Source organism: Pseudomonas sp. S2_C11, assembly GCF_054668395.1.
Genome location: NZ_CP162765.1, coordinates 5,429,483 through 5,451,575 on the forward strand (window position 1 = coordinate 5,429,483; position 22,093 = coordinate 5,451,575).

Consider the following 22,093-nt stretch of genomic DNA (forward strand, 5'->3'; position numbering starts at 1 on the left):
ATGGCTAAGGTATTCGCGATAGCGAACCAGAAGGGTGGTGTGGGCAAAACCACCACCTGCATCAACCTCGCAGCATCCCTGGTCGCGACCAAGCGACGGGTGCTGTTGATCGATCTCGATCCACAGGGCAACGCCACCATGGGTAGCGGTGTGGATAAACATGGTCTGGAAAACTCGGTCTACGATCTGCTGATCGGTGAATGCGACCTGGGTCAGGCCATGCACTTCTCCGAGCACGGCGGTTATCAATTGCTGCCGGCCAACCGCGATCTGACCGCGGCCGAAGTGGTGCTGCTGGAAATGCAGATGAAGGAAAGCCGTCTGCGCAGCGCGCTGGCGCCGATCCGTGACAACTACGATTACATTTTGATCGACTGCCCACCGTCGCTGTCGATGCTCACACTCAACGCACTGGTCGCCGCTGACGGGGTGATTATCCCCATGCAGTGCGAATACTTTGCGCTGGAAGGTTTGAGCGACCTTGTGGATAACATCAAGCGCATCGCCGAGCTGCTCAACCCGAACCTGAAAGTCGAAGGCCTGCTGCGGACCATGTACGACCCGCGCTTGAGCCTGATGAACGATGTTTCGGCGCAGCTCAAGGAGCACTTCGGCGATCAGCTGTACGACACGGTGATCCCGCGCAACATTCGCTTGGCCGAAGCACCGAGCTACGGCATGCCGGCGCTGGCTTACGACAAGCAATCGCGTGGTGCCCTGGCCTATCTGGCTCTGGCAGGCGAGATGGTTCGTCGTCAGCGCAAAAATTCACGCATTGCTGCTGCTCAGCCAACTTAAGGAATCCCCATGGCCGTCAAGAAACGAGGTCTCGGACGTGGACTCGATGCACTGCTGAGTGGTCCGACGGTCAGCGCGCTGGAAGAACAAGCCGCGCAGGCCGACACCCGCGAACTGCAACACCTGCCGCTGGACCTGCTGCAGCGTGGCAAATATCAGCCGCGCCGTGACATGGACCCGCAGGCCCTGGAAGAGCTGGCGCAGTCGATCAAGGCCCAAGGTGTGATGCAGCCGATCGTGGTGCGCCCGATTGGCGGCGGTCGCTTCGAGATCATTGCCGGTGAACGCCGCTGGCGCGCCAGTCAGCAGGCCGGGCAGGAAACCATCCCGGCGATGGTCCGCGATGTGCCGGATGAAACCGCCATTGCGATTGCGCTGATCGAGAACATCCAGCGCGAAGATCTCAATCCGATCGAAGAAGCCGTCGCCTTACAGCGCTTGCAGCAGGAATTCCAGCTGACTCAGCAGCAGGTTGCCGAGGCTGTGGGTAAGTCGCGGGTGACTGTGGCTAACCTGTTGCGACTTATTGCACTGCCTGAAGTGATCAAGACAATGCTGTCGCACGGTGACCTGGAAATGGGTCACGCGCGTGCCTTGCTCGGTCTGCCGGACAATCAGCAGGTCGAAGGGGCGCGACATGTTGTCGCACGAGGACTGACTGTGCGCCAAACCGAGGCACTGGTTCGCCAGTGGTTGAGTGGCAAACCGGAGCCTGTGGAAGCTGCAAAACCCGACCCGGATATCGCCCGTCTCGAGCAGCGTTTGGCCGAGCGCCTAGGCTCTGCGGTGCAGATTCGCCATGGCAAGAAGGGCAAAGGCCAATTGGTGATTGGTTATAACTCGCTCGACGAGCTTCAAGGTGTGCTCGCACACATCCGCTGAAACATTTCCTCATGTAGCGCGCAGTCGGAAATCACTACCTGACAGTTGAATAGGGGCAGAACCGCCCCTATACTCTGCGCGCATTTTGTCGGCACAAATTATGCCAAGTTATTGAATTTCGGCAGCCGACCATTGGAGAGCAACTGTGATGGAAACCCGCACGCCAAACCGCTTGCCTTTCCATCGCCTGGCGGTTTTTCCGGTGTTGATGGCTCAATTTGTCATTCTGCTCATTGCCGCTTTGGCGCTCTGGCAATGGCATGGAGTCGTTGCCGGATACTCGGGACTTTGCGGAGGCCTGATAGCCTTGCTGCCCAATGTTTATTTCGCTCACAGGGCATTTCGGTTTTCCGGCGCCCGAGCAGCCCAGTCCATCGTCCGGTCTTTTTATGCCGGCGAGGCAGGCAAACTTATTTTGACGGCAGTGCTGTTTGCACTGGTGTTCGCAGGTGTGAAGCCACTGGCGCCGATCGCAGTATTCGGCGTGTTCGTGCTGACGCAGTCGGTCAGCTGGTTCGCTCCCCTGCTGATGAGAACAAGACTTTCGAGACCTTAGGGCGTTTGAGGCAACCATGGCAGAGACAACCGCTTCGGGCTATATCCAGCACCACTTGCAGAACCTGACTTTCGGTCAGCTACCCAACGGCGGCTGGGGCTTTGCCCACACCGCAGCAGAAGCCAAGGAAATGGGCTTCTGGGCTTTCCACGTCGATACCCTCGGCTGGTCGGTCGCGCTGGGTCTGATCTTCGTTCTTCTTTTCCGCATGGCGGCAAAGAAAGCGACTTCGGGTCAGCCGGGTGCCTTGCAGAACTTCGTTGAAGTATTGGTCGAATTCGTCGATGGCAGCGTGAAAGACAGCTTCCATGGCCGTAGCCCGGTGATTGCACCGCTGGCACTGACCATCTTCGTCTGGGTGTTCCTGATGAACGCCGTCGACCTGGTACCGGTCGACTGGATTCCTCAGCTGGCCATCCTGATCTCCGGCGATGCCCACATCCCGTTCCGCGCCGTGTCGACTACCGACCCGAACGCGACTCTGGGCATGGCGTTCTCGGTGTTCGCACTGATCATTTTCTACAGCATCAAGGTCAAGGGCATCGGCGGCTTCATCGGCGAACTGACCCTGCACCCGTTCGGCAGCAAGAACATCTTCGTTCAGGCCCTGCTGATCCCGGTGAACTTCCTGCTGGAATTCGTCACCCTGATCGCCAAGCCGATCTCTCTGGCTCTGCGTCTGTTCGGCAACATGTATGCCGGCGAGCTGGTGTTCATTCTGATCGCTGTGATGTTCGGCAGCGGCCTGCTCTGGCTCAGCGGCCTGGGCGTTGTTCTGCAGTGGGCGTGGGCTGTATTCCACATCCTGATCATCACCCTGCAGGCGTTCATCTTCATGATGCTGACCATCGTCTACCTGTCGATGGCGCACGAAGAAAACCATTAAGACCAGTCTCGACTAGTCTGATGTTCCTCCCGGTCAAACGGGAGGGAGCTCCTTGCGGGGCAGCTGAAACGATTTTTTTTACCGCTTTAATCTAAAAAACCTAAACCATACGACGTAAAAGTCGGGAGGAAAGATGGAAACTGTAGTTGGTCTAACCGCTATCGCTGTTGCACTGTTGATCGGCCTGGGCGCACTGGGTACCGCAATTGGTTTCGGCCTGCTGGGCGGCAAGTTCCTGGAAGGCGCAGCGCGTCAGCCAGAAATGGTTCCAATGCTGCAAGTGAAAATGTTCATCGTTGCCGGTCTGCTCGACGCCGTAACCATGATCGGTGTTGGTATCGCTCTGTTCTTCACCTTTGCGAACCCGTTCGTTGGTCAGATCGCTGGCTGATTACTCGGATCTTCCGGGTAATTTGGTGTGATGGACAACGTAACTGCGAGGTGTTGGCGTGAACATTAATGCGACCCTGATTGGCCAGTCCGTTGCGTTCCTGATTTTTGTACTGTTCTGCATGAAGTATGTATGGCCTCCGGTCATCGCTGCTCTGCACGAACGTCAAAAGAAGATCGCTGATGGTCTGGACGCTGCCAGCCGTGCAGCTCGCGACCTGGAGTTGGCCCAAGAGAAAGCGGGTCAGCAACTGCGCGAAGCGAAAGCTCAGGCAGCTGAAATCATCGAGCAAGCCAAGAAACGCGGTAACCAGATCGTCGAAGAGGCTGTTGAAAAAGCCCGTATCGACGCTGACCGTGTGAAGGTTCAGGCTCAAGCCGAGATCGAACAGGAACTGAACAGCGTCAAAGACAAGCTGCGTGCCCAAGTGGGCTTGCTGGCTGTTGGCGGCGCCGAGAAGATCCTGGGTGCCACAATCGATCAAAACGCGCACGCAGAGCTGGTTAACCAACTGGCTGCTGAAATCTAAGCGAGGGCGATCATGGCAGAACTGACCACGTTGGCCCGACCTTACGCTAAGGCGGCCTTCGAGCACGCTCAGGCCCACCAGCAACTGGCCAATTGGTCAGCCATGCTCGGCCTGGCAGCAGCGGTGTCGCAAGACGACACCCTGCAGCGCGTGCTCAAGGCCCCGCGACTGACGAGCGCAGAAAAGGCCGCCACGTTCATTGACGTGTGCGGCGACAAGTTTGATGAAAAGGCACGCAATTTCATCAACGTCGTTGCCGAGAACGACCGTCTCCTGCTTCTGCCGGAGATCGCCGCTCTGTTCGACCTGTACAAGGCCGAACAAGAGAAATCGGTAGACGTTGAAGTAACCAGTGCATTTGCATTGAACCAAGAACAGCAAGACAAACTCGCCAAGGTTCTCAGTGCACGACTCAACCGGGAAGTGCGCCTGCAAGTTGCGGAGGACGCTGCCTTGATTGGTGGTGTCGTGATCCGCGCCGGCGACCTGGTTATCGATGGCTCGATTCGCGGCAAAATCGCGAAACTTGCCGAAGCATTGAAATCTTGAGTTTGAAGGGGCAGCAGAGCAATGCAGCAACTCAATCCTTCCGAAATAAGTGAAATTATCAAGGGCCGCATCGACAAGCTCGATGTGACCTCCCAAGCCCGTAACGAAGGCACTGTCGTCAGCGTATCTGACGGCATCGTGCGGATTCACGGTCTGGCCGACGTCATGTACGGCGAGATGATCGAGTTTCCGGGCGGCGTCTACGGTATGGCCCTCAACCTGGAGCAGGACTCCGTAGGTGCCGTGGTATTGGGCTCCTACCAGTCGCTGGCTGAAGGCATGAGCGCCAAGTGCACCGGCCGCATCCTCGAAGTTCCTGTTGGTAAGGAATTGCTGGGCCGCGTAGTCGATGCTCTGGGTAACCCTGTTGACGGCAAAGGTCCACTGGGCAACACCGAGACCGACGCGGTCGAGAAAGTTGCTCCAGGCGTGATCTGGCGTAAGTCGGTAGACCAGCCTGTACAGACTGGCTACAAGGCTGTCGATGCCATGATCCCTGTCGGCCGTGGCCAGCGTGAGCTGATCATCGGTGACCGTCAGATCGGTAAAACCGCTCTGGCGATCGACGCGATCATCAACCAGAAAGACAGCGGCATTTTCTGCGTCTACGTAGCCATCGGTCAGAAGCAATCGACCATCGCCAACGTGGTTCGCAAGCTGGAAGAAAACGGCGCCCTGGCCAACACGATCATCGTGGCTGCCAGTGCTTCGGAATCTCCTGCGCTGCAATTCCTGGCACCGTACTCCGGTTGCACCATGGGTGAATTCTTCCGCGACCGCGGTGAAGACGCGCTGATCGTTTATGACGATCTGTCCAAGCAGGCAGTGGCTTACCGCCAGATTTCCCTGCTGCTGCGCCGTCCACCAGGCCGTGAAGCTTACCCAGGCGACGTGTTCTACCTCCACTCCCGTCTGCTGGAGCGCGCATCCCGCGTTTCGGAAGAATACGTAGAGAAGTTCACCAACGGCGCAGTGACCGGCAAAACCGGTTCCCTGACCGCACTGCCGATCATCGAAACCCAGGCTGGCGACGTTTCCGCGTTCGTTCCGACCAACGTGATTTCCATCACCGACGGTCAGATCTTCCTGGAATCGGCCATGTTCAACTCGGGCATCCGCCCTGCAGTGAACGCCGGTGTTTCGGTATCCCGTGTGGGTGGTGCCGCTCAGACCAAGATCATCAAGAAGCTCTCCGGTGGTATCCGTACCGCTCTGGCTCAGTACCGTGAACTGGCGGCATTCGCCCAGTTCGCTTCTGACCTGGACGAAGCGACCCGCAAGCAACTTGAGCATGGTCAGCGCGTTACCGAGCTGATGAAGCAGAAGCAATACGCACCAATGTCGATCGCTGACATGGCGCTGTCGCTGTATGCCGCTGAGCGTGGGTTCCTGACTGACATTGAAATCGCCAAGGTCGGCAGCTTCGAACAAGCGCTGATTGCTTTCTTCAACCGCGATCACGCCGATTTGATGGCCAAGATCAACGTTAAAGGTGACTTCAATGACGAAATCGACGCTGGCATGAAAGCCGGTATCGAGAAGTTCAAGGCCACCCAAACCTGGTAAGCCGCAGCGGGAGCCGCGAGGCTCCCGCTTGCTAACCTGATAGGTGTTACATGGCAGGCGCAAAAGAGATTCGCAGTAAGATTGCGAGCATCAAAAGCACGCAAAAGATTACCAGCGCCATGGAAAAAGTGGCGGTCAGCAAAATGCGCAAGGCACAAATGCGCATGGCTGCTAGCCGTCCTTATGCGGAGCGTATCCGCCAGGTAATTGGGCATCTGGCCAACGCCAACCCGGAATACCGCCACCCGTTCATGATCGACCGCGAAATCAAGCGCGTCGGTTATGTCGTCGTGAGCAGTGACCGTGGTCTGTGCGGCGGCTTGAACACCAACCTGTTCAAGGCCCTGGTCAAGGACATGGCGGTAAACCGCGAAAACGGCGTCGAGATTGATCTGTGTGTAGTCGGTAGCAAGGGTGCGGCCTTTTTCCGCAACTTCGGCGGTAACGTCGTTGCAGCTATCAGCCACCTGGGTGAAGAGCCGTCGATCAATGATCTGATCGGCAGCGTCAAGGTGATGCTGGATGCCTACCTGGACGGCCGTATCGACCGCCTGTCCGTGGTGTCCAACAAGTTCATCAACACCATGACGCAACAGCCTACCGTGGAGCAGTTGATTCCACTGGTGGCAACCCCGGATCAGGATCTCAAGCACCACTGGGACTATCTCTACGAACCGGACGCCAAAGAGCTGCTTGACGGCTTGATGGTCCGTTACGTCGAGTCGCAGGTCTACCAGGCGGTGGTCGAGAACAACGCGGCTGAACAGGCTGCGCGGATGATCGCGATGAAGAACGCTACCGACAACGCCGGTGATTTGATCAGCGATTTGCAGCTGATCTACAACAAGGCGCGTCAGGCTGCGATCACCCAAGAGATCTCGGAAATCGTCGGCGGCGCTGCCGCGGTTTAACGGTTCAAATATTCAGAGGATCCAGCTATGAGTAGCGGACGTATCGTTCAAATCATCGGCGCCGTTATCGACGTGGAATTTCCACGCGACAGCGTACCGAGCATCTACAACGCGCTGACTGTACAAAGCGCGGCCGCAACCACTCTGGAAGTTCAGCAGCAGCTGGGCGACGGCGTGGTGCGTACCATTGCGATGGGTTCCACCGAGGGCTTGAAGCGCGGTCTGGAAGTCACCGACTCTGGCGCAGCCATCTCCGTACCGGTCGGTAAAGCGACCCTGGGCCGGATCATGGACGTCCTCGGTAACCCGATCGACGAAGCTGGCCCGATCGACACCGAAGAGCGCTGGGGCATTCACCGCGCAGCACCTTCGTTCGCCGAGCAAGCAGGCGGCAACGACCTGCTGGAAACCGGCATCAAGGTTATCGACCTGGTCTGCCCGTTCGCCAAGGGCGGTAAAGTCGGTCTGTTCGGTGGTGCCGGTGTAGGCAAAACCGTAAACATGATGGAACTGATCCGTAACATCGCCATCGAGCACAGCGGTTATTCCGTGTTCGCCGGTGTGGGTGAGCGTACTCGTGAGGGTAACGACTTCTACCACGAGATGAAGGACTCCAACGTTCTGGACAAAGTGGCACTGGTTTACGGTCAGATGAACGAGCCGCCGGGAAACCGTCTGCGCGTAGCGCTGACCGGCCTGACCATGGCCGAGAAGTTCCGTGACGAAGGTAACGACGTTCTGCTGTTCGTCGACAACATCTATCGTTACACCCTGGCCGGTACTGAAGTATCCGCACTGCTGGGCCGTATGCCTTCGGCAGTAGGTTACCAGCCGACCCTGGCTGAAGAGATGGGCGTTCTGCAAGAACGTATCACTTCGACAAAGGAAGGTTCGATCACCTCGATCCAGGCGGTATACGTACCTGCGGACGACTTGACCGACCCGTCGCCAGCGACCACCTTCGCCCACTTGGACGCCACCGTCGTTCTGTCCCGTGACATCGCTTCCCTGGGTATCTACCCAGCGGTAGATCCACTGGATTCGACTTCGCGCCAGCTGGACCCGAACGTGATCGGTCAGGACCACTACGACACCGCTCGCGGCGTTCAGTATGTTCTGCAGCGTTACAAAGAGCTGAAAGACATCATCGCGATCCTGGGTATGGACGAGCTGTCGGAAGCCGACAAACAGTTGGTTAACCGTGCTCGTAAGATCCAGCGCTTCTTGTCGCAGCCGTTCTTCGTGGCTGAAGTCTTCACCGGTGCTTCGGGTAAATACGTTTCCCTGAAAGACACCATTGCTGGCTTCAAAGGCATCCTCAACGGTGACTACGACCACCTGCCAGAACAAGCGTTCTACATGGTTGGCGGCATCGAAGAAGCGATCGAGAAAGCCAAGAAACTGTAATCCCGGCGCCCGGCAACGGGCGCTAATTTAGGTTGAGGCAATCAGATGGCTATGACAGTCCATTGCGATATCGTCAGCGCGGAAGGGGAAATCTTTTCCGGCCTGGTCGAGATGGTGATTGCGCACGGTGCACTGGGTGATCTTGGTATCGCTCTGGGTCACGCGCCGCTGATCACTAATCTCAAGCCGGGTCCGATCCGCCTGATCAAGCAAGGCGGGGAAGCCGAGGTGTTCTACATCTCCGGTGGTTTCCTCGAGGTTCAGCCGAACATGGTCAAGGTACTTGCCGATACCGTGCAACGTGCCGCCGACCTGGATGAAGCTCAGGCTCAGGCAGCTCTCAAGGCTGCCGAGAATGCCCTGAACGAAAAAGGCGCGGACTTCGATTACGGCGCCGCTGCCACTCGTCTGGCCGAGGCTGCAGCCCAGCTGCGCACCGTCCAGCAGATCCGCAAGAAGTTTGGCGGTTAATCCGTCATCCGCTTGTTGTGCGATTGATAAAAAAGGGTAGCCTCGGCTACCCTTTTTTCTTTTCCGAATTTCAAACCCGGTCGCAGTTGCTGACCACCCAGGATTGGTAGCCAGTCATGTCTCTCGAAATCGTTATCCTCGCGGCCGGTCAAGGCACGCGCATGCGCTCGGCGCTGCCCAAGGTGCTGCACCCGATTGCCGGCAATTCCATGCTCGGCCATGTTATCCACAGCGCTCGGCAACTTGATCCACAACGCATTCACGTGGTGATCGGTCACGGTGCCGATGTGGTGCGTGAGCGGCTGGCAGCTGATGACCTGAATTTCGTGTTGCAGGACAAGCAACTGGGCACTGGCCATGCCACCGCCCAGGCGGTGCCGTTCATTGATGCCGACACCGTGCTGATTCTTTACGGTGATGTGCCGCTGATCGAAGTCGAAACCCTGCAACGTCTGCTCAAGCATGTCGTGCCGGGCCAGATGGGTTTGCTCACTGTCGAGCTGGATGACCCGACCGGTTACGGCCGCATCGTGCGTGATGCTGACGGCAAGGTCGCGGCAATCGTCGAGCACAAAGACGCCAGCGAAGCGCAACGTGCGATCACCGAAGGCAACACCGGCATCCTCGCTGTGCCGGCCAATCGCCTGGCGGACTGGATGAGTCGCCTGTCGAACAACAACGCGCAGGGCGAGTACTACCTCACCGACGTGATCGAAATGGCGGTCAGCGATGGTCTGGTGGTTGCCACCGAACAGCCGCACGACCCGATGGAAGTGCAGGGCGCCAACGATCGCAAGCAGCTCTCTGAACTGGAGCGTCATTACCAGTTGCGCGCCGGCCGCCGCCTGATGGCTGAGGGCGTGACCCTGCGTGACCCGGCCCGCTTCGACGTACGCGGCGAAGTCAGCGTCGGTCGCGATGTGCTGATCGACATCAACGTGATCCTCGAAGGCAAGGTCATCATTGAAGACGACGTACAGATCGGCCCGAACTGCGTGATCAAGGACAGCACCCTGCGCAAAGGCGTGGTGATCAAGGCCAACAGTCATATAGAAGGCGCCATTCTCGGTGAAGGCAGCGACGCTGGTCCCTTCGCGCGTTTACGCCCGGGCACTGTGCTCGAAGCGCGCGCCCATGTGGGTAACTTCGTTGAGCTCAAAAACGCCCACATGGGCGAGGGTGCCAAGGCTGGCCACCTGACCTATCTGGGCGACGCAGAAATTGGCGCACGCACCAACATCGGCGCCGGCACCATCACTTGCAACTACGATGGCGCCAACAAGTGGAAAACCGTGCTGGGTGCTGATGTGTTCATCGGTTCCAACAACTCGCTGGTCGCGCCTGTGGATATCTCCAACGGTGCGACGACTGCGGCCGGCTCGACCATCACGCAAAATGTGGATAACGCTCAGTTGGCGGTAGGCCGAGCCCGCCAGAAGAACATCGACGGCTGGAAGCGGCCGGAAAAAATCAGGAAATCCTGATTTATCCACAACTCCTGTGGGAGCGAGCCTGTTCGCGAATGCGGTTTGTCAGTCACGTCTTCAGTGGCTGAAACTCCTTTTCGCGAGCGGGCTCACTCCCACAGTCATTTCAATCTTTCTGAATTTTTCTCCCCGCGTCTTGACGGCAACCTTTCGATAGAGTTTCATTGCTTGCGTTATCTTTCGAATCGAAACTTAAGTCGCCATGTCCAAGCGTAACACTCCCCAACGTCGCCATAACATCCTAGCCTTGCTCAATGAGCAGGGCGAAGTCAGTGTCGACGAGCTGGCCAAGCGTTTCGAAACTTCGGAAGTTACGATTCGCAAGGATCTCGCGGCGCTGGAAACCCATGGTCTGTTGCTGCGTCGTTACGGCGGTGCGATCACCATGCCTCAAGAGCTGGTCGCAGAAACGGCGCAGAGTATTTCCAAATACAAACAGGCGATCGCTCGCGCGGCGGTAAAACGCATCCGCGAGCACGCGCGCATCATCATCGACAGCGGCAGCACCACCGCCGCGATGATTCCCGAGCTGGGCCAGCAACCGGGTCTGGTGGTGATGACCAACTCGCTGCATGTTGCCAACGCCTTGAGCGAACTGGAACACGAGCCGGTGCTGCTGATGACCGGTGGCACCTGGGATCCGCACTCGGAATCCTTTCAGGGCCAGGTCGCCGAGCAGGTACTACGCTCTTACGACTTCGATCAACTGTTCATCGGCGCTGACGGCATCGATCTGGTGCGCGGCACTACCACCTTCAATGAACTGCTCGGCCTCAGCCGGGTGATGGCCGACGTTGCGCGAGAAGTGATCGTCATGGTCGAGGCCGACAAGATCGGTCGCAAGATTCCCAACCTGGAGCTGCCCTGGAGCAGCATCCATACCCTCATTACCGATGATCGCCTGTCTGTCGAGGCACGCGATCAGCTTCAGGCCCGCGGGATCACTTTGATCTGTGCGGCTGTCAGTCAGGAGAAATAACCATGTGTGGCATTGTCGGCGCTGTAGCTGAACGTAATATCACCGCCATCCTTCTCGAAGGCCTGAAGCGCCTCGAATACCGCGGCTATGACAGCGCCGGTGTGGCGGTTTATACCAATGACCAGACCCTGGAACGCATGCGCCGTCCGGGCAAGGTCAGTGAGCTGGAAACCGCCCTGACCGAACAGCCGCTGTCCGGTCGTCTCGGTATCGCCCACACCCGTTGGGCGACCCATGGCGCGCCGTGCGAGCGCAACGCTCACCCGCATTTTTCCGGTGACATTGCAGTGGTGCACAACGGCATCATCGAGAACCACGAAGCCCTGCGCGAACAACTCAAAGCCTTGGGTTACTCGTTCAGCTCGGACACCGACACCGAAGTCATCGCCCACCTGCTGACCCACAAGCTCAAGGAACAACCGGACCTGACTGCCGCGCTCAAAGCGACTGTCAAGGAGCTGCACGGTGCCTACGGTCTGGCGGTGATCAATGCGAGCCAACCGGATCGCCTGGTTGCCGCGCGCAGTGGCAGTCCATTGGTGATCGGCCTGGGTCTGGGCGAGAACTTCCTCGCTTCCGACCAACTCGCTCTGCGTCAGGTCACTGACCGCTTCATGTACCTGGAAGAAGGCGATATCGCTGAAATCCGTCGCGACAGCGTGCAGATCTGGGACGTGAACGGCAACGCTGTCGAGCGCCAGACCGTGCAGTACACCGACGGTGCCGAAGCCGCCGACAAGGGCGAGTTCCGCCACTACATGCTCAAGGAAATCCACGAGCAACCGACCGTGGTTCAGCGCACTCTCGAAGGTCGCCTGGGCAACAATCAAGTGCTGGTTGAGGCCTTCGGTCCACAAGCTGCCGAGCTGTTCGCCAAAGTGCGCAACGTGCAGATCGTCGCCTGCGGCACCAGCTATCACGCCGGCATGGTCGCGCGTTACTGGCTCGAAGAACTGGCCGGTATTCCGTGCCAGGTGGAAGTCGCCAGCGAATTCCGTTATCGCAAAGTGGTGGTGCAGCCGGACACGCTGTTCGTGACCATCTCGCAGTCCGGCGAAACCGCTGACACCCTCGCGGCCCTGCGCAATGCCAAGGAGCTGGGCTTCCTCGCCAGCCTGGCCATCTGCAACGTCGGCATCAGCTCGCTGGTGCGTGAATCCGATCTGACCCTGTTGACCCAGGCAGGTCGCGAAATCGGTGTGGCCTCGACCAAAGCCTTTACCACGCAACTGGTCGGCCTGTTGCTGCTGACTTTGTCGCTGGGTCAGGTGCGCGGCACTCTGGCCAATGGCGTCGAAGCCACGCTGGTCGAAGAACTGCGTCGCCTGCCGACTCGCCTCGGCGAAGCGCTGGCGATGGACAGCACCGTGGAAAAAATCGCCGAGCTGTTTGCCGAGAAAAACCACACCCTGTTCCTCGGCCGCGGCGCGCAATTCCCGGTAGCAATGGAAGGTGCCTTGAAGCTCAAGGAGATCTCCTACATCCATGCCGAAGCCTACCCGGCCGGCGAGCTCAAACACGGGCCGCTGGCACTTGTGGATAACGACATGCCAGTGGTGACCGTCGCGCCGAACAACGAACTGCTGGAGAAGCTCAAATCCAACCTGCAGGAAGTCCGCGCTCGCGGCGGCGAGTTGATCGTGTTCGCGGACGAAAAGGCTGCGATGACCAACGGCGAAGGCACTCACGTGGTGCAGATGCCGCACATCCACGACATTCTCTCGCCGATCCTTTATACGATTCCGCTGCAACTGCTGTCGTACTACGTCGCCGTGCTCAAGGGCACCGACGTTGATCAGCCGCGCAACCTGGCGAAATCGGTCACCGTGGAATAAGTTATCCACCGTTGATCTACGCTCCCACAATCGCAGCCTCGGCTGCGATTGTCGTATCCGCCGCCGAGGAACCCCATGGACCGCTTTCAGGAAATGCAGATCTTCGTTGTCGTCGCCCAGGAGCAAGGCTTTTCGGCGGCGTCGCGGCGTCTGGGTCTGTCGGCGGCGAGCGTCACCCGGGCGGTGGCGGCGCTGGAGCAGCATATCGGTACGCAGCTGCTGGTGCGTACCACGCGCACCGTGCATCTCACCGAAGCCGGGCAGCGTTATTTCGATGACTGCCGGCGGATTCTTGCCGAGGTGCAGGAGGCCGAGGATTCGGCGGCGGGCAGCCATGCCTTGCCGCGCGGGCAGTTGACGATTACTGCGCCGGTGCTGTTTGGCGATCTGTTCGTGACGCCAGTGATGGCCGATTACCTTTGTCGTTATCCGGATGTGTCGATCAACGCGCTGTTGCTGGACCGGGTCGTCAACATGGTCGAGGAGGGCATTGATGTCGCGGTACGCATCGGTGAGCTGCCGGACAGCAATCAGCATGCGATTCGCGTCGGGGAAGTGCGGCGGGTAATCTGTGCTTCGCCGGGGTTTCTGGCTGAACATGGCCGCCCGGAGCATCCGCAGGCCTTGGCCGGGTTGCCGGTGGTGGCGACATCGGCGATCGGTCAGCAACGCAACTGGCCGTTTCTCGACGGCGGTGAAGCACTCAGTGTGCGCACCGAACCGCGCCTGACCGTCACGGCCAATCAGTCGGCGATCACTGCCGCGCGCAAAGGCCTGGGCCTGACGCGAGTGCTGTCGTATCAAGTGGCGGACAAAGTCGCGGCGGGGGAGCTGGAAATCGTCCTCGCCGAGTTTGAATTGCCACCGTTGCCGATCCATGTGGTGTATCAGGGCGGGCGCAAGGCACCGGCGCGGATCCGCAGTTTTGTCGACTTCGCCGTGAAGGCGCTGCGTGAGCATCCAGCCTTGAGTGCTGCGGCGTTATTGCACGAGATGAAATAATCGATTGCAGTGGCTGGTTATTCTGTTGTTCCGGCAACCCATAGATGATGACTCCATCGGCGCGCTCATTCCCGTAGCGACGTCATTTTTCAGCGGAGTCGACCATGCAAGCGATCAAACTCTACAACTTCCCACGTTCCGGTCACGCCCACCGCGTCGAGTTGATGCTGTCGCTGCTGCAACTGCCGACCGAGCTGATCTTCGTCGATCTGGCCAAAGGTGAGCACAAGCAGCCGCAGTACCTGGCGATCAACAGCTTCGGCCAAGTGCCGGCGATTGATGACAATGGCGTGGTGTTAGCCGATTCCAATGCGATTCTGGTTTATCTGGCGCAGAAATATGGCAACGGACGCTGGCTACCGACCGATCCGGTGGGCGCAGCGCATGTGCAGCGCTGGTTGTCGGCAGCGGCGGGACCGATTGCCTTTGGCCCGGCGGCGGCACGCCTGATCACGGTGTTTGGTGCGCAACTGAATGCCGAAGAAGTCATTGGCCGTGCGCACAACCTGCTCAAGGTCATGGAACTGGAGTTGGGCAAAACTGCATATCTGGCGGGCGAAGAGCCGACCATCGCTGACGTGTCTGCCTACAGCTACATCGCACATGCGCCGGAGGGCAATGTCTCGCTGGATGACTACGCCAACGTTCGCGCCTGGCTGACACGGATCGAAGCCTTGCCGGGTTTTGTCGCTATGCCGCGCACGGTGGCCGGGTTGCAGAAAACCGCGTGACCTCCACTCAAGCGTAGGACAGAGCCTTTTCAGCCAGCAGTTCCTGATACAGCTCTGTCCACTTGCGACCCATCTCATCGGCGGTGAACAGCTGCCGATAGCGCGCTTCCGCTTTGACCCCCATCTCGGCAGCACGCTCAGGGTTGTCCCATAGCGTACGCATGGCTTCCCGAAAGGCCTGTGGATTGCTCGGCGGCACCACCAGTCCGGTTTCGTTGTGGATATTGATGAAACTGGTGCCGGTGCCGATTTCGCTGGAGATCATCGGTTTGCCGTACATCGCGCCTTCGAGCAACGAAATCCCGAAAGCCTCGGAGCGCAGGTGCGAAGGAAAGACAATCGCATAGCTCAATTGCAGCAACGCCACCTTGTCCTCGTCACTCAGACGGCCGAGGAAGTGAATATTGCGCAGGCCCAGCGCGGCGGCCTGTGCATGCAGTTCCTGCTCCAGCGGACCGGCACCGACAATCATCACGGGATAATCGATGTCTTTGAGCGCATCGAGCAGGATGTGCAGGCCCTTGTAATAACGCATCACCCCGACGAACAGAAAAAACTTATCCCCAAGCTGTTGGCTCCAGCGGTTCATGCGTTCGGTATCGGGCTGTGGATAACCTGCTTTATTCAGGCCGTAGGGAATAACGCGGGTCTTGTCCTGAAATTGCTGCAGCACATCGCTGGTGTGCAGATAGTTCGGCGATGCAGCAACGATGCGGTCGGCGCTGGCGAGGAAGCGATTCATCAGTGGCCGATAGAGCTTGAGCAGATGCTTTTGGCGAATGATGTCCGAGTGATAGGTGACCACGCTCGGCTTGTTCACGGCGCTGGCGAAATGCACCAGGTCCATGAACGGCCAGGGGAAGTGATAGTTGATCACGTCGGCTTCGGCGGCCAGCTCACGGAACTGCTTGAACACACTCCAGGAAAACCCGGTCGAGGCGAACTGGATATCCAGCTTCGCCCGATGTACTTCGTGCTGACCCAGTTGCACCACGGGCGGTGTCGGATTGGTGCTGAGGGTCAGCACTTGCCCATCGATGCCATGCTGAGCGCCGCTTTCGCACAACTGAAAGATGACTTGTTCGATGCCGCCGACCGAATCGGGCAGGTACGTCTTGAAGAAATGAAGAACGCGCATTCAACCTCCCATGGCCTGGCGGTAGGCACCAGCCGTAGCCTGTGCACAACGTTGCCAGGAAAAAAGTGCCGCCTGCTGCAATCCCGCTTCGCGGCAGGCCTGCCAATGCAGCGAGTCGTCGATCAGCCGGCCCATTGCATCACGCAGACCCTCGGCATCGTCCGCTTCAATATAGTTGCCAGCCGCGCCAGCCACTTCCGGCATCGCCGAAGAACGGGTGGTCACCACCGGTGTGCCACTGGCCATGGCTTCCAGCACCGGCAAGCCAAAGCCCTCATACAACGACGGAAATATCAGCGCCCGGGCGCCGGCCAGCAGTTGCGCCAATTGCTCATCGGGCAGATAGCCGAGCAGGCACACGTGGCCGCTGGCCAATGCCTGGCGCAGTGGCTCGCTGAACTGCTCGCGCTGCCAACCGGCCATGCCCGCAATCAACAAGGGAAAGCGCTGGCGCACGGCGTCTGGCAGCAGGGCGTGGGCCTGCAACGCCAGGCTCAGGTTCTTGCGCGGCTCCAGGGTGCCGACACAGAGGAAATATTCCCGTGCCTGGACGGCGTGAGCCTTGAGCACACTGTCGATTTCCTCAAGTGGCCGGGGACGGAAGCGTTCGGACACACCCAACGGCGCCACAACGAATTGCTGTGCAGGGAGATTGAAATAGGTTTGCGCCTCGTCAGCGATCGCCTGCGAATCGGTCAGAATGACCCGCGCCTGCTCCACGCCGGCGGCCAGACGACGTTCGATCTCCCTCAGCCGTGCTGGCGGTTGGGTTTCTGGAAAATGCAGGTGCGTCAGATCATGCAGGGTGATCACGGTTGGGCCGTCGAAGGCCAGCGGCCACAGGCTCGGCTCGTGATAAAGATCGAGCCCTTGTGCACGCCCCTGATCAAAACGTTTCTGCTCCAGCCAGCGGCGTGCCTGATAGGCCCCGGGAATTTTTCGCAGCAATGGCGTCATGCGCGAGTAGCCGGGCATGGCCGCGTCCGGCAGGGCCGAACTCCAGCCCCATCCGTGAAACAGGCTTACGTCCACATCGGGTTCGCTGCGCAAGGCGTTGACCAGTTCGGCGACGTAGTGGCCGATGCCGGTGCGCGGCGCTTGCAGGATGCGGGCGTTAAGAGCAATGCGCATGCGGCCTCGCTTGCACGCGCAGGGCCTGCTGAACATGGGCAAGGCTGCGTGTCGCCAATTGCTCGCTGGCCTCGCGCCAGCCGATCCAGCGCCAGTCAGCGACGTCGCGGGCGGCGGGAAACTGTCCGCTGCGCTGATAGGTTTCGATCAGATCGGCAAGGCTTTGTGGATCCAGCAGATCGAAATACGCCATGAACTCGCCACCGATTTCGCGGAATACCGCGACGTCGCTGCCCATCGCTGGCAAACCGCGCTGCATGGCTTCTACCAGTGGCAGGCCGAAGCCTTCGACAAACGAAGGAAACACCAACGCGCTGGCCTGCGCATAGGCGTATTCGAGGCTGGTGTCGCTCAGGTCATTGAACATGAACAGGCGCCGATTCAGTTCCGGATGATTGCGGATTCGCTCAAGCAGCGCCTCGCATTTCCAGCCGATACGCCCGGCGATGCACAAGCGTGCGGTCGAACCGGCAGCCCAGGCGCGTTCGAAGGCGTCGAGCAGGTACCCATGGTTCTTGCGCGGCTCGATGGTGCTGACCATCAGAAAAACCGCTTCGGTCGCAGTGAACAGGTCACTCAGGCGCGGTTCGACCGTGGCTTCGCTGTGCTGCAGATCGAGCTCGGACCCCAGATAAAAGTAATCGAACCAGCGCTTTTCAGTCTGCTCGGCACCGACTCTGCGTTGCAATTCACCACGCACCTGATCACGCACTGTGGCGGAAATCGCCATGTAGCCATCGGCCGTGCGGGTGATCCAGTCGAACCACTCATTGAAAACTTCGACCAGCCGCGTGTCGTAAAACTGCGGATGCGTCAGCGGAATAAGGTCGTAGATCACCGCGATCATGCCGACGCCGTCGCGTTTGAGCTGCTCGACATGGGCGAAAAAGTCCGAGTGCCAGGATGAATCCAGCAGCACCAGTTGATCGCCCGGGTGGTGTTGAAGCGGCGAGCAACGTTTAAGCAGCTGCCTGCGATTGATCCGTCTGACGAGCCGAATCGGCAGGCCGAGCACGGCAAACTGGGTCAACCGATAGCTGGCGTAAAGGAGCCGCCGCGCCAGTTTCGAAGTGCATAGCGCATCGCGGCGCTGATGCCACTGCCAGAAACGATGGGCGAGGCGCTCCAGGCGTTCACCGAAGGTTTCGAGGCTGTTCCAGAACGGTGTATCGAGTGGCGCCAGTTGCAGCACGCGGTAGAGCTGGCGATTGATCACCACCACCGGCATGCACTCAACGCCGTCAGCGCTGGCGGGCAGCTGCTTGATGACGTTGCGCACCACGCGCTGGATCCCCGAATTGATCTTGGGGTGTTTGAATACGTGAGTGCATTCAACCAAGAGGCGGGTCATGGCGCACGCTCGACAGGCCGGGCCTCGGTGTCGCGGCTGATGGTGGTTTTGGCGTCCAGCCAGGTACAGCCGACGAAGTCTTCCCGACGGCTGTTGATCACCTGGAACACCATCCCATAGTCACGCCACTCGAAATTGCGATCCAGATGTGAGTCCAGACGCGACAGGCTCAGCGACACCGAATAGTTGCCTTTGCCCAGGCCCATGATGAAGGCGAAGCGATAGGTGAAGCGTTCACCGGCGCGCAGATCGGTCAATGCCTTGTTCAGCCGGTGGGTGTTGATGCCGTACATCATCTGGCCCAGTCGATCCTTGAGGATAAAGCCCAGCACCAGCCGTTCGATGTCCTTGCGCACTTCGACCTGCACTTCGAGCACCACCGGTTGGCCGACTTCAACAGCCTCAATGCTGCGCTGGTTTTCATCGAGCAGGCGTACGCTCAGAATCGCCGCCTCGCCGGTGCCGGAGACCGTTTGCACCTCGCCGCCGGCGAGCGTTTCCTGGCGTACTACCTGACCCTCACGTTCGGCCATCAGCGCATTGTAATAATCGAGAACCGGCTCCGGTTTGCCGCGCATGGCCACGCGCCCATCCTTGAGCAGGATCGCCGAGTCGCAAATCGACTGAATCGCGAAGCGATCATGGGACACGATCAATAACGTCGTGCCGGATTTGCGAAAGCTGCGGATGCGTTCGAAGCTCTTGTGCTGGAAATAGGCATCGCCCACCGACAGCGCTTCGTCGACGATCAGGATGTCCGGGCGCCGGGCGGTGGCGACACTGAACGCCAGGCGCATCTGCATGCCGCTGGAGTAAGTGCGGACCGGGTGATCGATGGCTTCGCCGATTTCGGCAAAACGCTCGATATCGGGCATCAGGGCCTGGATTTCTTCAAGCTGCATGCCCAACAACTGACCGGCCATGATTGCGTTCTGCCGACCGGTAAAGTCTGGGTGGAAACCCATGCCCAGCTCCAGCAGCGCTGCGACGCGCCCTTGCAATTCAATCTTGCCTTGGGTGGGTTGAGTGGTGCCGGTGATCATTTTCAGCAAGGTGCTTTTGCCTGCTCCGTTGGCGCCGACGATACCCACCGCTTCACCCGGAGCAATCTCGAATTCGACATCTTGCAGTACCCAGTGCTGTTGATGCCGAAGCGGCGAAAACGGAATCAGCCACTCGGCCAGCCGTGCCCAGCGATTTGGGTATTGCTTATAGGCCTTGCCCAGGCCGGTGACGCGAATATGTCCCATCAGAGTTCATCCACCATTTCGCCGACGCGCTGGCGAAACAGCCGCAGACCGATCAGACAGAACACCACGCCAGTAATGAATACCGGCAGCAGCGAACTCCATACCGGCCACTGACCGTAGAGAAACAGGTTCTGATAACTGCTGAACAGCTTGGTCAGCGGGTTGAGTTGCAGCAGGCGCTGCACCCATTCCGGCAGGATCGTGATCGGGTAGACGATCGGTGTCAGCCAGAACCAGAACTGCAGGCAGATGCCGAACAACTGGCCGACATCGCGAAAGAACACGTTCAACACGCCAAGGACCATACCCAGCCCGGCGCAGAACATCATTTGCAGAGCAATCAGCGGAATCAGCGCCAGCAGAGCCATCCCTGGCCAGCGCCCGGTGATCAGCAGAAATCCGAGAAACAGGCTGATGATGATGGCGAAATTGATCCCGGCGTTGATTAGCACGATCACCGGCAGGCAGATCCTCGGGAAACTGATTTTCTTCAGCAGATTGGCGTTTTCCAGAAACATGTTCTGGCTGCGCAGGGTTATTTCGGAAAACAGTCCCCAAGCCAGCAGACCAGCGCACAGGTAGACGCTGTAGGCCATGCTGTCGTCCATACCCGGTAAACGTGCGCGCATGATCTGGGAAAAGATCACCGTGTAGACAATGATCATCGACAGCGGATTGAAAATCGGCCATAGCGCGCCGAACAGCGAATTGCGATAACGCGCTTGAAACTCGCGCTGCACGCTGCCGAGGATGAATCCACGGTAGCTGTGCAGCGAGCGGTACAGGGAAAGCAGCATTCAGACCGTCCTGCCATATTGATCTTCGAAGCGAACGATATCGTCCTCGCCCAGATATTCGCCGCTTTGCACTTCAATGATGACCAGATCGATCACCCCGGGGTTCTCCAGGCGATGCTTGTGGCCGGCGGCGATGAACGTTGATTCATTCTTGGCGACCAGGGTCGTGCCGGAACCGTTGTTGGTGACCTTGGCCATGCCTTCGACCACCACCCAGTGCTCGTTGCGGTGATGGTGCATCTGCAACGACAACTTGCCACCGGGTTTGACCACGATGCGCTTGATCTTGAAACGCGGGCCTTCCTCCAGAACGGTGTAGGTGCCCCACGGACGGCTGACCGTACGATGCAGGCGATAGGCTTCGTGGGACTTGTCCTTGAGTTGCTTCGCCACGCGGCGTACATCCTGCGCACGGTCGGCATGGGCCACCAGCACCGCGTCGGCGGTATCGACAATGATCAGGTTATCCACGCCGACGGTTGCCACCAGCCGGCCTTCGCTCTGCACGAAGTTGTTGTGGCTGTCGATGAAGATCGCTTCGCCGCTGGCGCGGTTGTTGTCGGCATCGGCGGGAATCAGCGCGGCGACCGCGCTCCACGAACCGATGTCGCTCCAGTCGAAACCGGCAGGCACCACCACGACTTTTTCCGAGCGCTCCATCAGCGCGTAATCGATGGAGATGTCGGTGATTTCGGCAAACAGGGTCGACGACAACTCCTGTTGCAGGCAGCCGACCGTTTCGACCGGTGCGCTGACGGCCATGCAGGCGCGGGTCTGTTCCAGCAACTCGGGTGCGTGCAGTTGCAGTTCGGCAATGAGCGTCGCGGTGGTGAAGCAGAACATCCCCGAATTCCACAGGAAGTTGCCGCTCTCCAGGTAATGTGTGGCGGTCTGCAAGTCGGGTTTCTCGACGAAACGCTGCACCTTGGCCGCGCCTCTGGCATCCAGCGGCGCACCGGTTTCGATATAGCCGAAGCCGGTTTCCGGCGCGGTAGGGACCACGCCGAAGGTCACCAGATAACCGTCCTTCGCCAGATTCACTGCGTGCTCGACCGCACACTTCAAGGCGTCCTGATTGACGATCAAATGATCCGCCGGCATCACCACCATGATTGCGTCGTCACCATGCAGCGCCTGCAATGACAGTGCTGCCGCTGCGATCGCCGGTGCGGTATTGCGCCCGCTCGGCTCCAGCAGAAAGTGCCCGCGATGGCGCGATACCTGAGCCGCGCAATAGTGATCCTTGCTCTGGAAGTAATACTCGCGGTTGGTCACCGTGACGATGTCGCCCCAGCCGTCCAGCAACGCCGCCGCTCGCTGGTAGGTCTTGCCCAGCAGCGACTGGCCGTCGGGCAGGGTCATGAACGGCTTGGGGTGGCCCTCACGGGACACCGGCCACAAACGGGTGCCGGCACCGCCGGACAGAATCACCGGAATCAGCATGGC

Annotated in this window: 22 protein-coding genes; 16 read left to right on the plus strand and 6 right to left on the minus strand. The window is 59.1% G+C overall.

The features are described from left to right. From AB4N48_RS24370 to AB4N48_RS24445, 16 genes are all read left to right on the plus strand, one after another. Positions 1–798 (plus strand): ParA family protein, encoded by a 798-nt coding sequence (locus AB4N48_RS24370; protein WP_016772400.1) that lies wholly within the window; start codon positions 1–3, stop codon positions 796–798. 9 nt (positions 799–807) lie between these two features. Further along, positions 808–1,680 (plus strand): ParB/RepB/Spo0J family partition protein, encoded by an 873-nt coding sequence (locus AB4N48_RS24375; RefSeq protein ID WP_007960777.1) that lies wholly within the window; start codon positions 808–810, stop codon positions 1,678–1,680. A gap of 148 nt (positions 1,681–1,828) precedes the next feature. Then, entirely contained in the window at positions 1,829–2,236 is a 408-nt protein-coding gene (locus AB4N48_RS24380; RefSeq protein ID WP_016772401.1) for a F0F1 ATP synthase subunit I, read from the plus strand. A gap of 16 nt (positions 2,237–2,252) precedes the next feature. Next, positions 2,253–3,122 carry a F0F1 ATP synthase subunit A gene (atpB, locus tag AB4N48_RS24385; RefSeq protein ID WP_016772402.1) on the plus strand — a complete coding sequence of 290 codons (870 nt, stop codon included), beginning with the start codon at positions 2,253–2,255 and terminating at the stop codon, positions 3,120–3,122. Between the two features lie 133 nt (positions 3,123–3,255). After that, the gene (atpE, locus tag AB4N48_RS24390; RefSeq protein WP_003097235.1) at positions 3,256–3,513 is read left to right on the plus strand and encodes a F0F1 ATP synthase subunit C; all 258 of its coding nucleotides are present in this window, start codon (positions 3,256–3,258) and stop codon (positions 3,511–3,513) included. 58 nt (positions 3,514–3,571) lie between these two features. Next, complete coding sequence (locus tag AB4N48_RS24395; RefSeq protein ID WP_016772403.1) at positions 3,572–4,042, plus strand: F0F1 ATP synthase subunit B; 471 nt, start codon at positions 3,572–3,574, stop codon at positions 4,040–4,042. 12 nt (positions 4,043–4,054) lie between these two features. Further along, on the plus strand, positions 4,055–4,591 hold the full coding sequence (locus tag AB4N48_RS24400) for a F0F1 ATP synthase subunit delta (protein WP_016772404.1): 537 nt from the start codon (positions 4,055–4,057) through the stop codon (positions 4,589–4,591). 21 nt (positions 4,592–4,612) lie between these two features. Next, complete coding sequence (atpA, locus tag AB4N48_RS24405; protein WP_016772405.1) at positions 4,613–6,157, plus strand: F0F1 ATP synthase subunit alpha; 1,545 nt, start codon at positions 4,613–4,615, stop codon at positions 6,155–6,157. Positions 6,158–6,207: 50 nt separating this feature from the next. Next, entirely contained in the window at positions 6,208–7,068 is an 861-nt protein-coding gene (gene atpG, locus AB4N48_RS24410; protein WP_007911960.1) for a F0F1 ATP synthase subunit gamma, read from the plus strand. A gap of 27 nt (positions 7,069–7,095) precedes the next feature. Then, the gene (gene atpD / locus AB4N48_RS24415; protein WP_016772406.1) at positions 7,096–8,475 is read left to right on the plus strand and encodes a F0F1 ATP synthase subunit beta; all 1,380 of its coding nucleotides are present in this window, start codon (positions 7,096–7,098) and stop codon (positions 8,473–8,475) included. 45 nt (positions 8,476–8,520) lie between these two features. Next, complete coding sequence (locus AB4N48_RS24420) at positions 8,521–8,946, plus strand: F0F1 ATP synthase subunit epsilon (RefSeq protein WP_016772407.1); 426 nt, start codon at positions 8,521–8,523, stop codon at positions 8,944–8,946. 116 nt (positions 8,947–9,062) lie between these two features. Next, positions 9,063–10,430 carry a bifunctional UDP-N-acetylglucosamine diphosphorylase/glucosamine-1-phosphate N-acetyltransferase GlmU gene (gene glmU / locus AB4N48_RS24425; protein WP_305381875.1) on the plus strand — a complete coding sequence of 456 codons (1,368 nt, stop codon included), beginning with the start codon at positions 9,063–9,065 and terminating at the stop codon, positions 10,428–10,430. Positions 10,431–10,635: 205 nt separating this feature from the next. Next, positions 10,636–11,412 carry a DeoR/GlpR family DNA-binding transcription regulator gene (locus AB4N48_RS24430; RefSeq protein ID WP_016772409.1) on the plus strand — a complete coding sequence of 259 codons (777 nt, stop codon included), beginning with the start codon at positions 10,636–10,638 and terminating at the stop codon, positions 11,410–11,412. Positions 11,413–11,414: 2 nt separating this feature from the next. Beyond that, positions 11,415–13,247, plus strand: coding sequence for a glutamine--fructose-6-phosphate transaminase (isomerizing) (gene glmS / locus AB4N48_RS24435; RefSeq protein WP_252879154.1), 1,833 nt, complete (start codon positions 11,415–11,417; stop codon positions 13,245–13,247). Positions 13,248–13,322: 75 nt separating this feature from the next. Continuing rightward, the gene (locus AB4N48_RS24440) at positions 13,323–14,249 is read left to right on the plus strand and encodes a LysR family transcriptional regulator (protein WP_041476539.1); all 927 of its coding nucleotides are present in this window, start codon (positions 13,323–13,325) and stop codon (positions 14,247–14,249) included. Positions 14,250–14,353: 104 nt separating this feature from the next. Continuing rightward, on the plus strand, positions 14,354–14,980 hold the full coding sequence (locus AB4N48_RS24445) for a glutathione S-transferase family protein (protein ID WP_110644604.1): 627 nt from the start codon (positions 14,354–14,356) through the stop codon (positions 14,978–14,980). 7 nt (positions 14,981–14,987) lie between these two features. On the opposite strand, the gene AB4N48_RS24450 is transcribed toward AB4N48_RS24445, so the two are convergent. Genes AB4N48_RS24450 through AB4N48_RS24475 form a run of 6 tightly spaced genes read right to left on the minus strand, consistent with a single transcriptional unit; the run spans position 14,988 to position 22,090 of the window. Then, positions 14,988–16,118 carry a glycosyltransferase family 4 protein gene (locus AB4N48_RS24450; RefSeq protein WP_460094441.1) on the minus strand — a complete coding sequence of 377 codons (1,131 nt, stop codon included), beginning with the start codon at positions 16,116–16,118 and terminating at the stop codon, positions 14,988–14,990. Next, a complete protein-coding gene (locus tag AB4N48_RS24455) occupies positions 16,119–17,249 on the minus strand; it encodes a glycosyltransferase family 4 protein (protein ID WP_252877161.1) in 1,131 nt (376 codons plus the stop codon). Continuing rightward, positions 17,233–18,600, minus strand: coding sequence for a glycosyltransferase family 4 protein (locus AB4N48_RS24460; RefSeq protein ID WP_095181173.1), 1,368 nt, complete (start codon positions 18,598–18,600; stop codon positions 17,233–17,235). Before AB4N48_RS24460 ends, AB4N48_RS24455 begins: the two co-directional genes overlap by 17 nt. Next, complete coding sequence (locus AB4N48_RS24465; RefSeq protein ID WP_095181174.1) at positions 18,597–19,850, minus strand: ABC transporter ATP-binding protein; 1,254 nt, start codon at positions 19,848–19,850, stop codon at positions 18,597–18,599. Before AB4N48_RS24465 ends, AB4N48_RS24460 begins: the two co-directional genes overlap by 4 nt. Next, on the minus strand, positions 19,850–20,647 hold the full coding sequence (locus AB4N48_RS24470) for an ABC transporter permease (RefSeq protein ID WP_460059711.1): 798 nt from the start codon (positions 20,645–20,647) through the stop codon (positions 19,850–19,852). The genes AB4N48_RS24465 and AB4N48_RS24470 overlap by 1 nt, the downstream gene beginning before the upstream one ends. Further along, positions 20,648–22,090, minus strand: a complete 1,443-nt coding sequence (locus tag AB4N48_RS24475) for a mannose-1-phosphate guanylyltransferase/mannose-6-phosphate isomerase (protein ID WP_095181176.1) — start codon at positions 22,088–22,090, stop codon at positions 20,648–20,650. Positions 22,091–22,093: the final 3 nt, after the last annotated feature.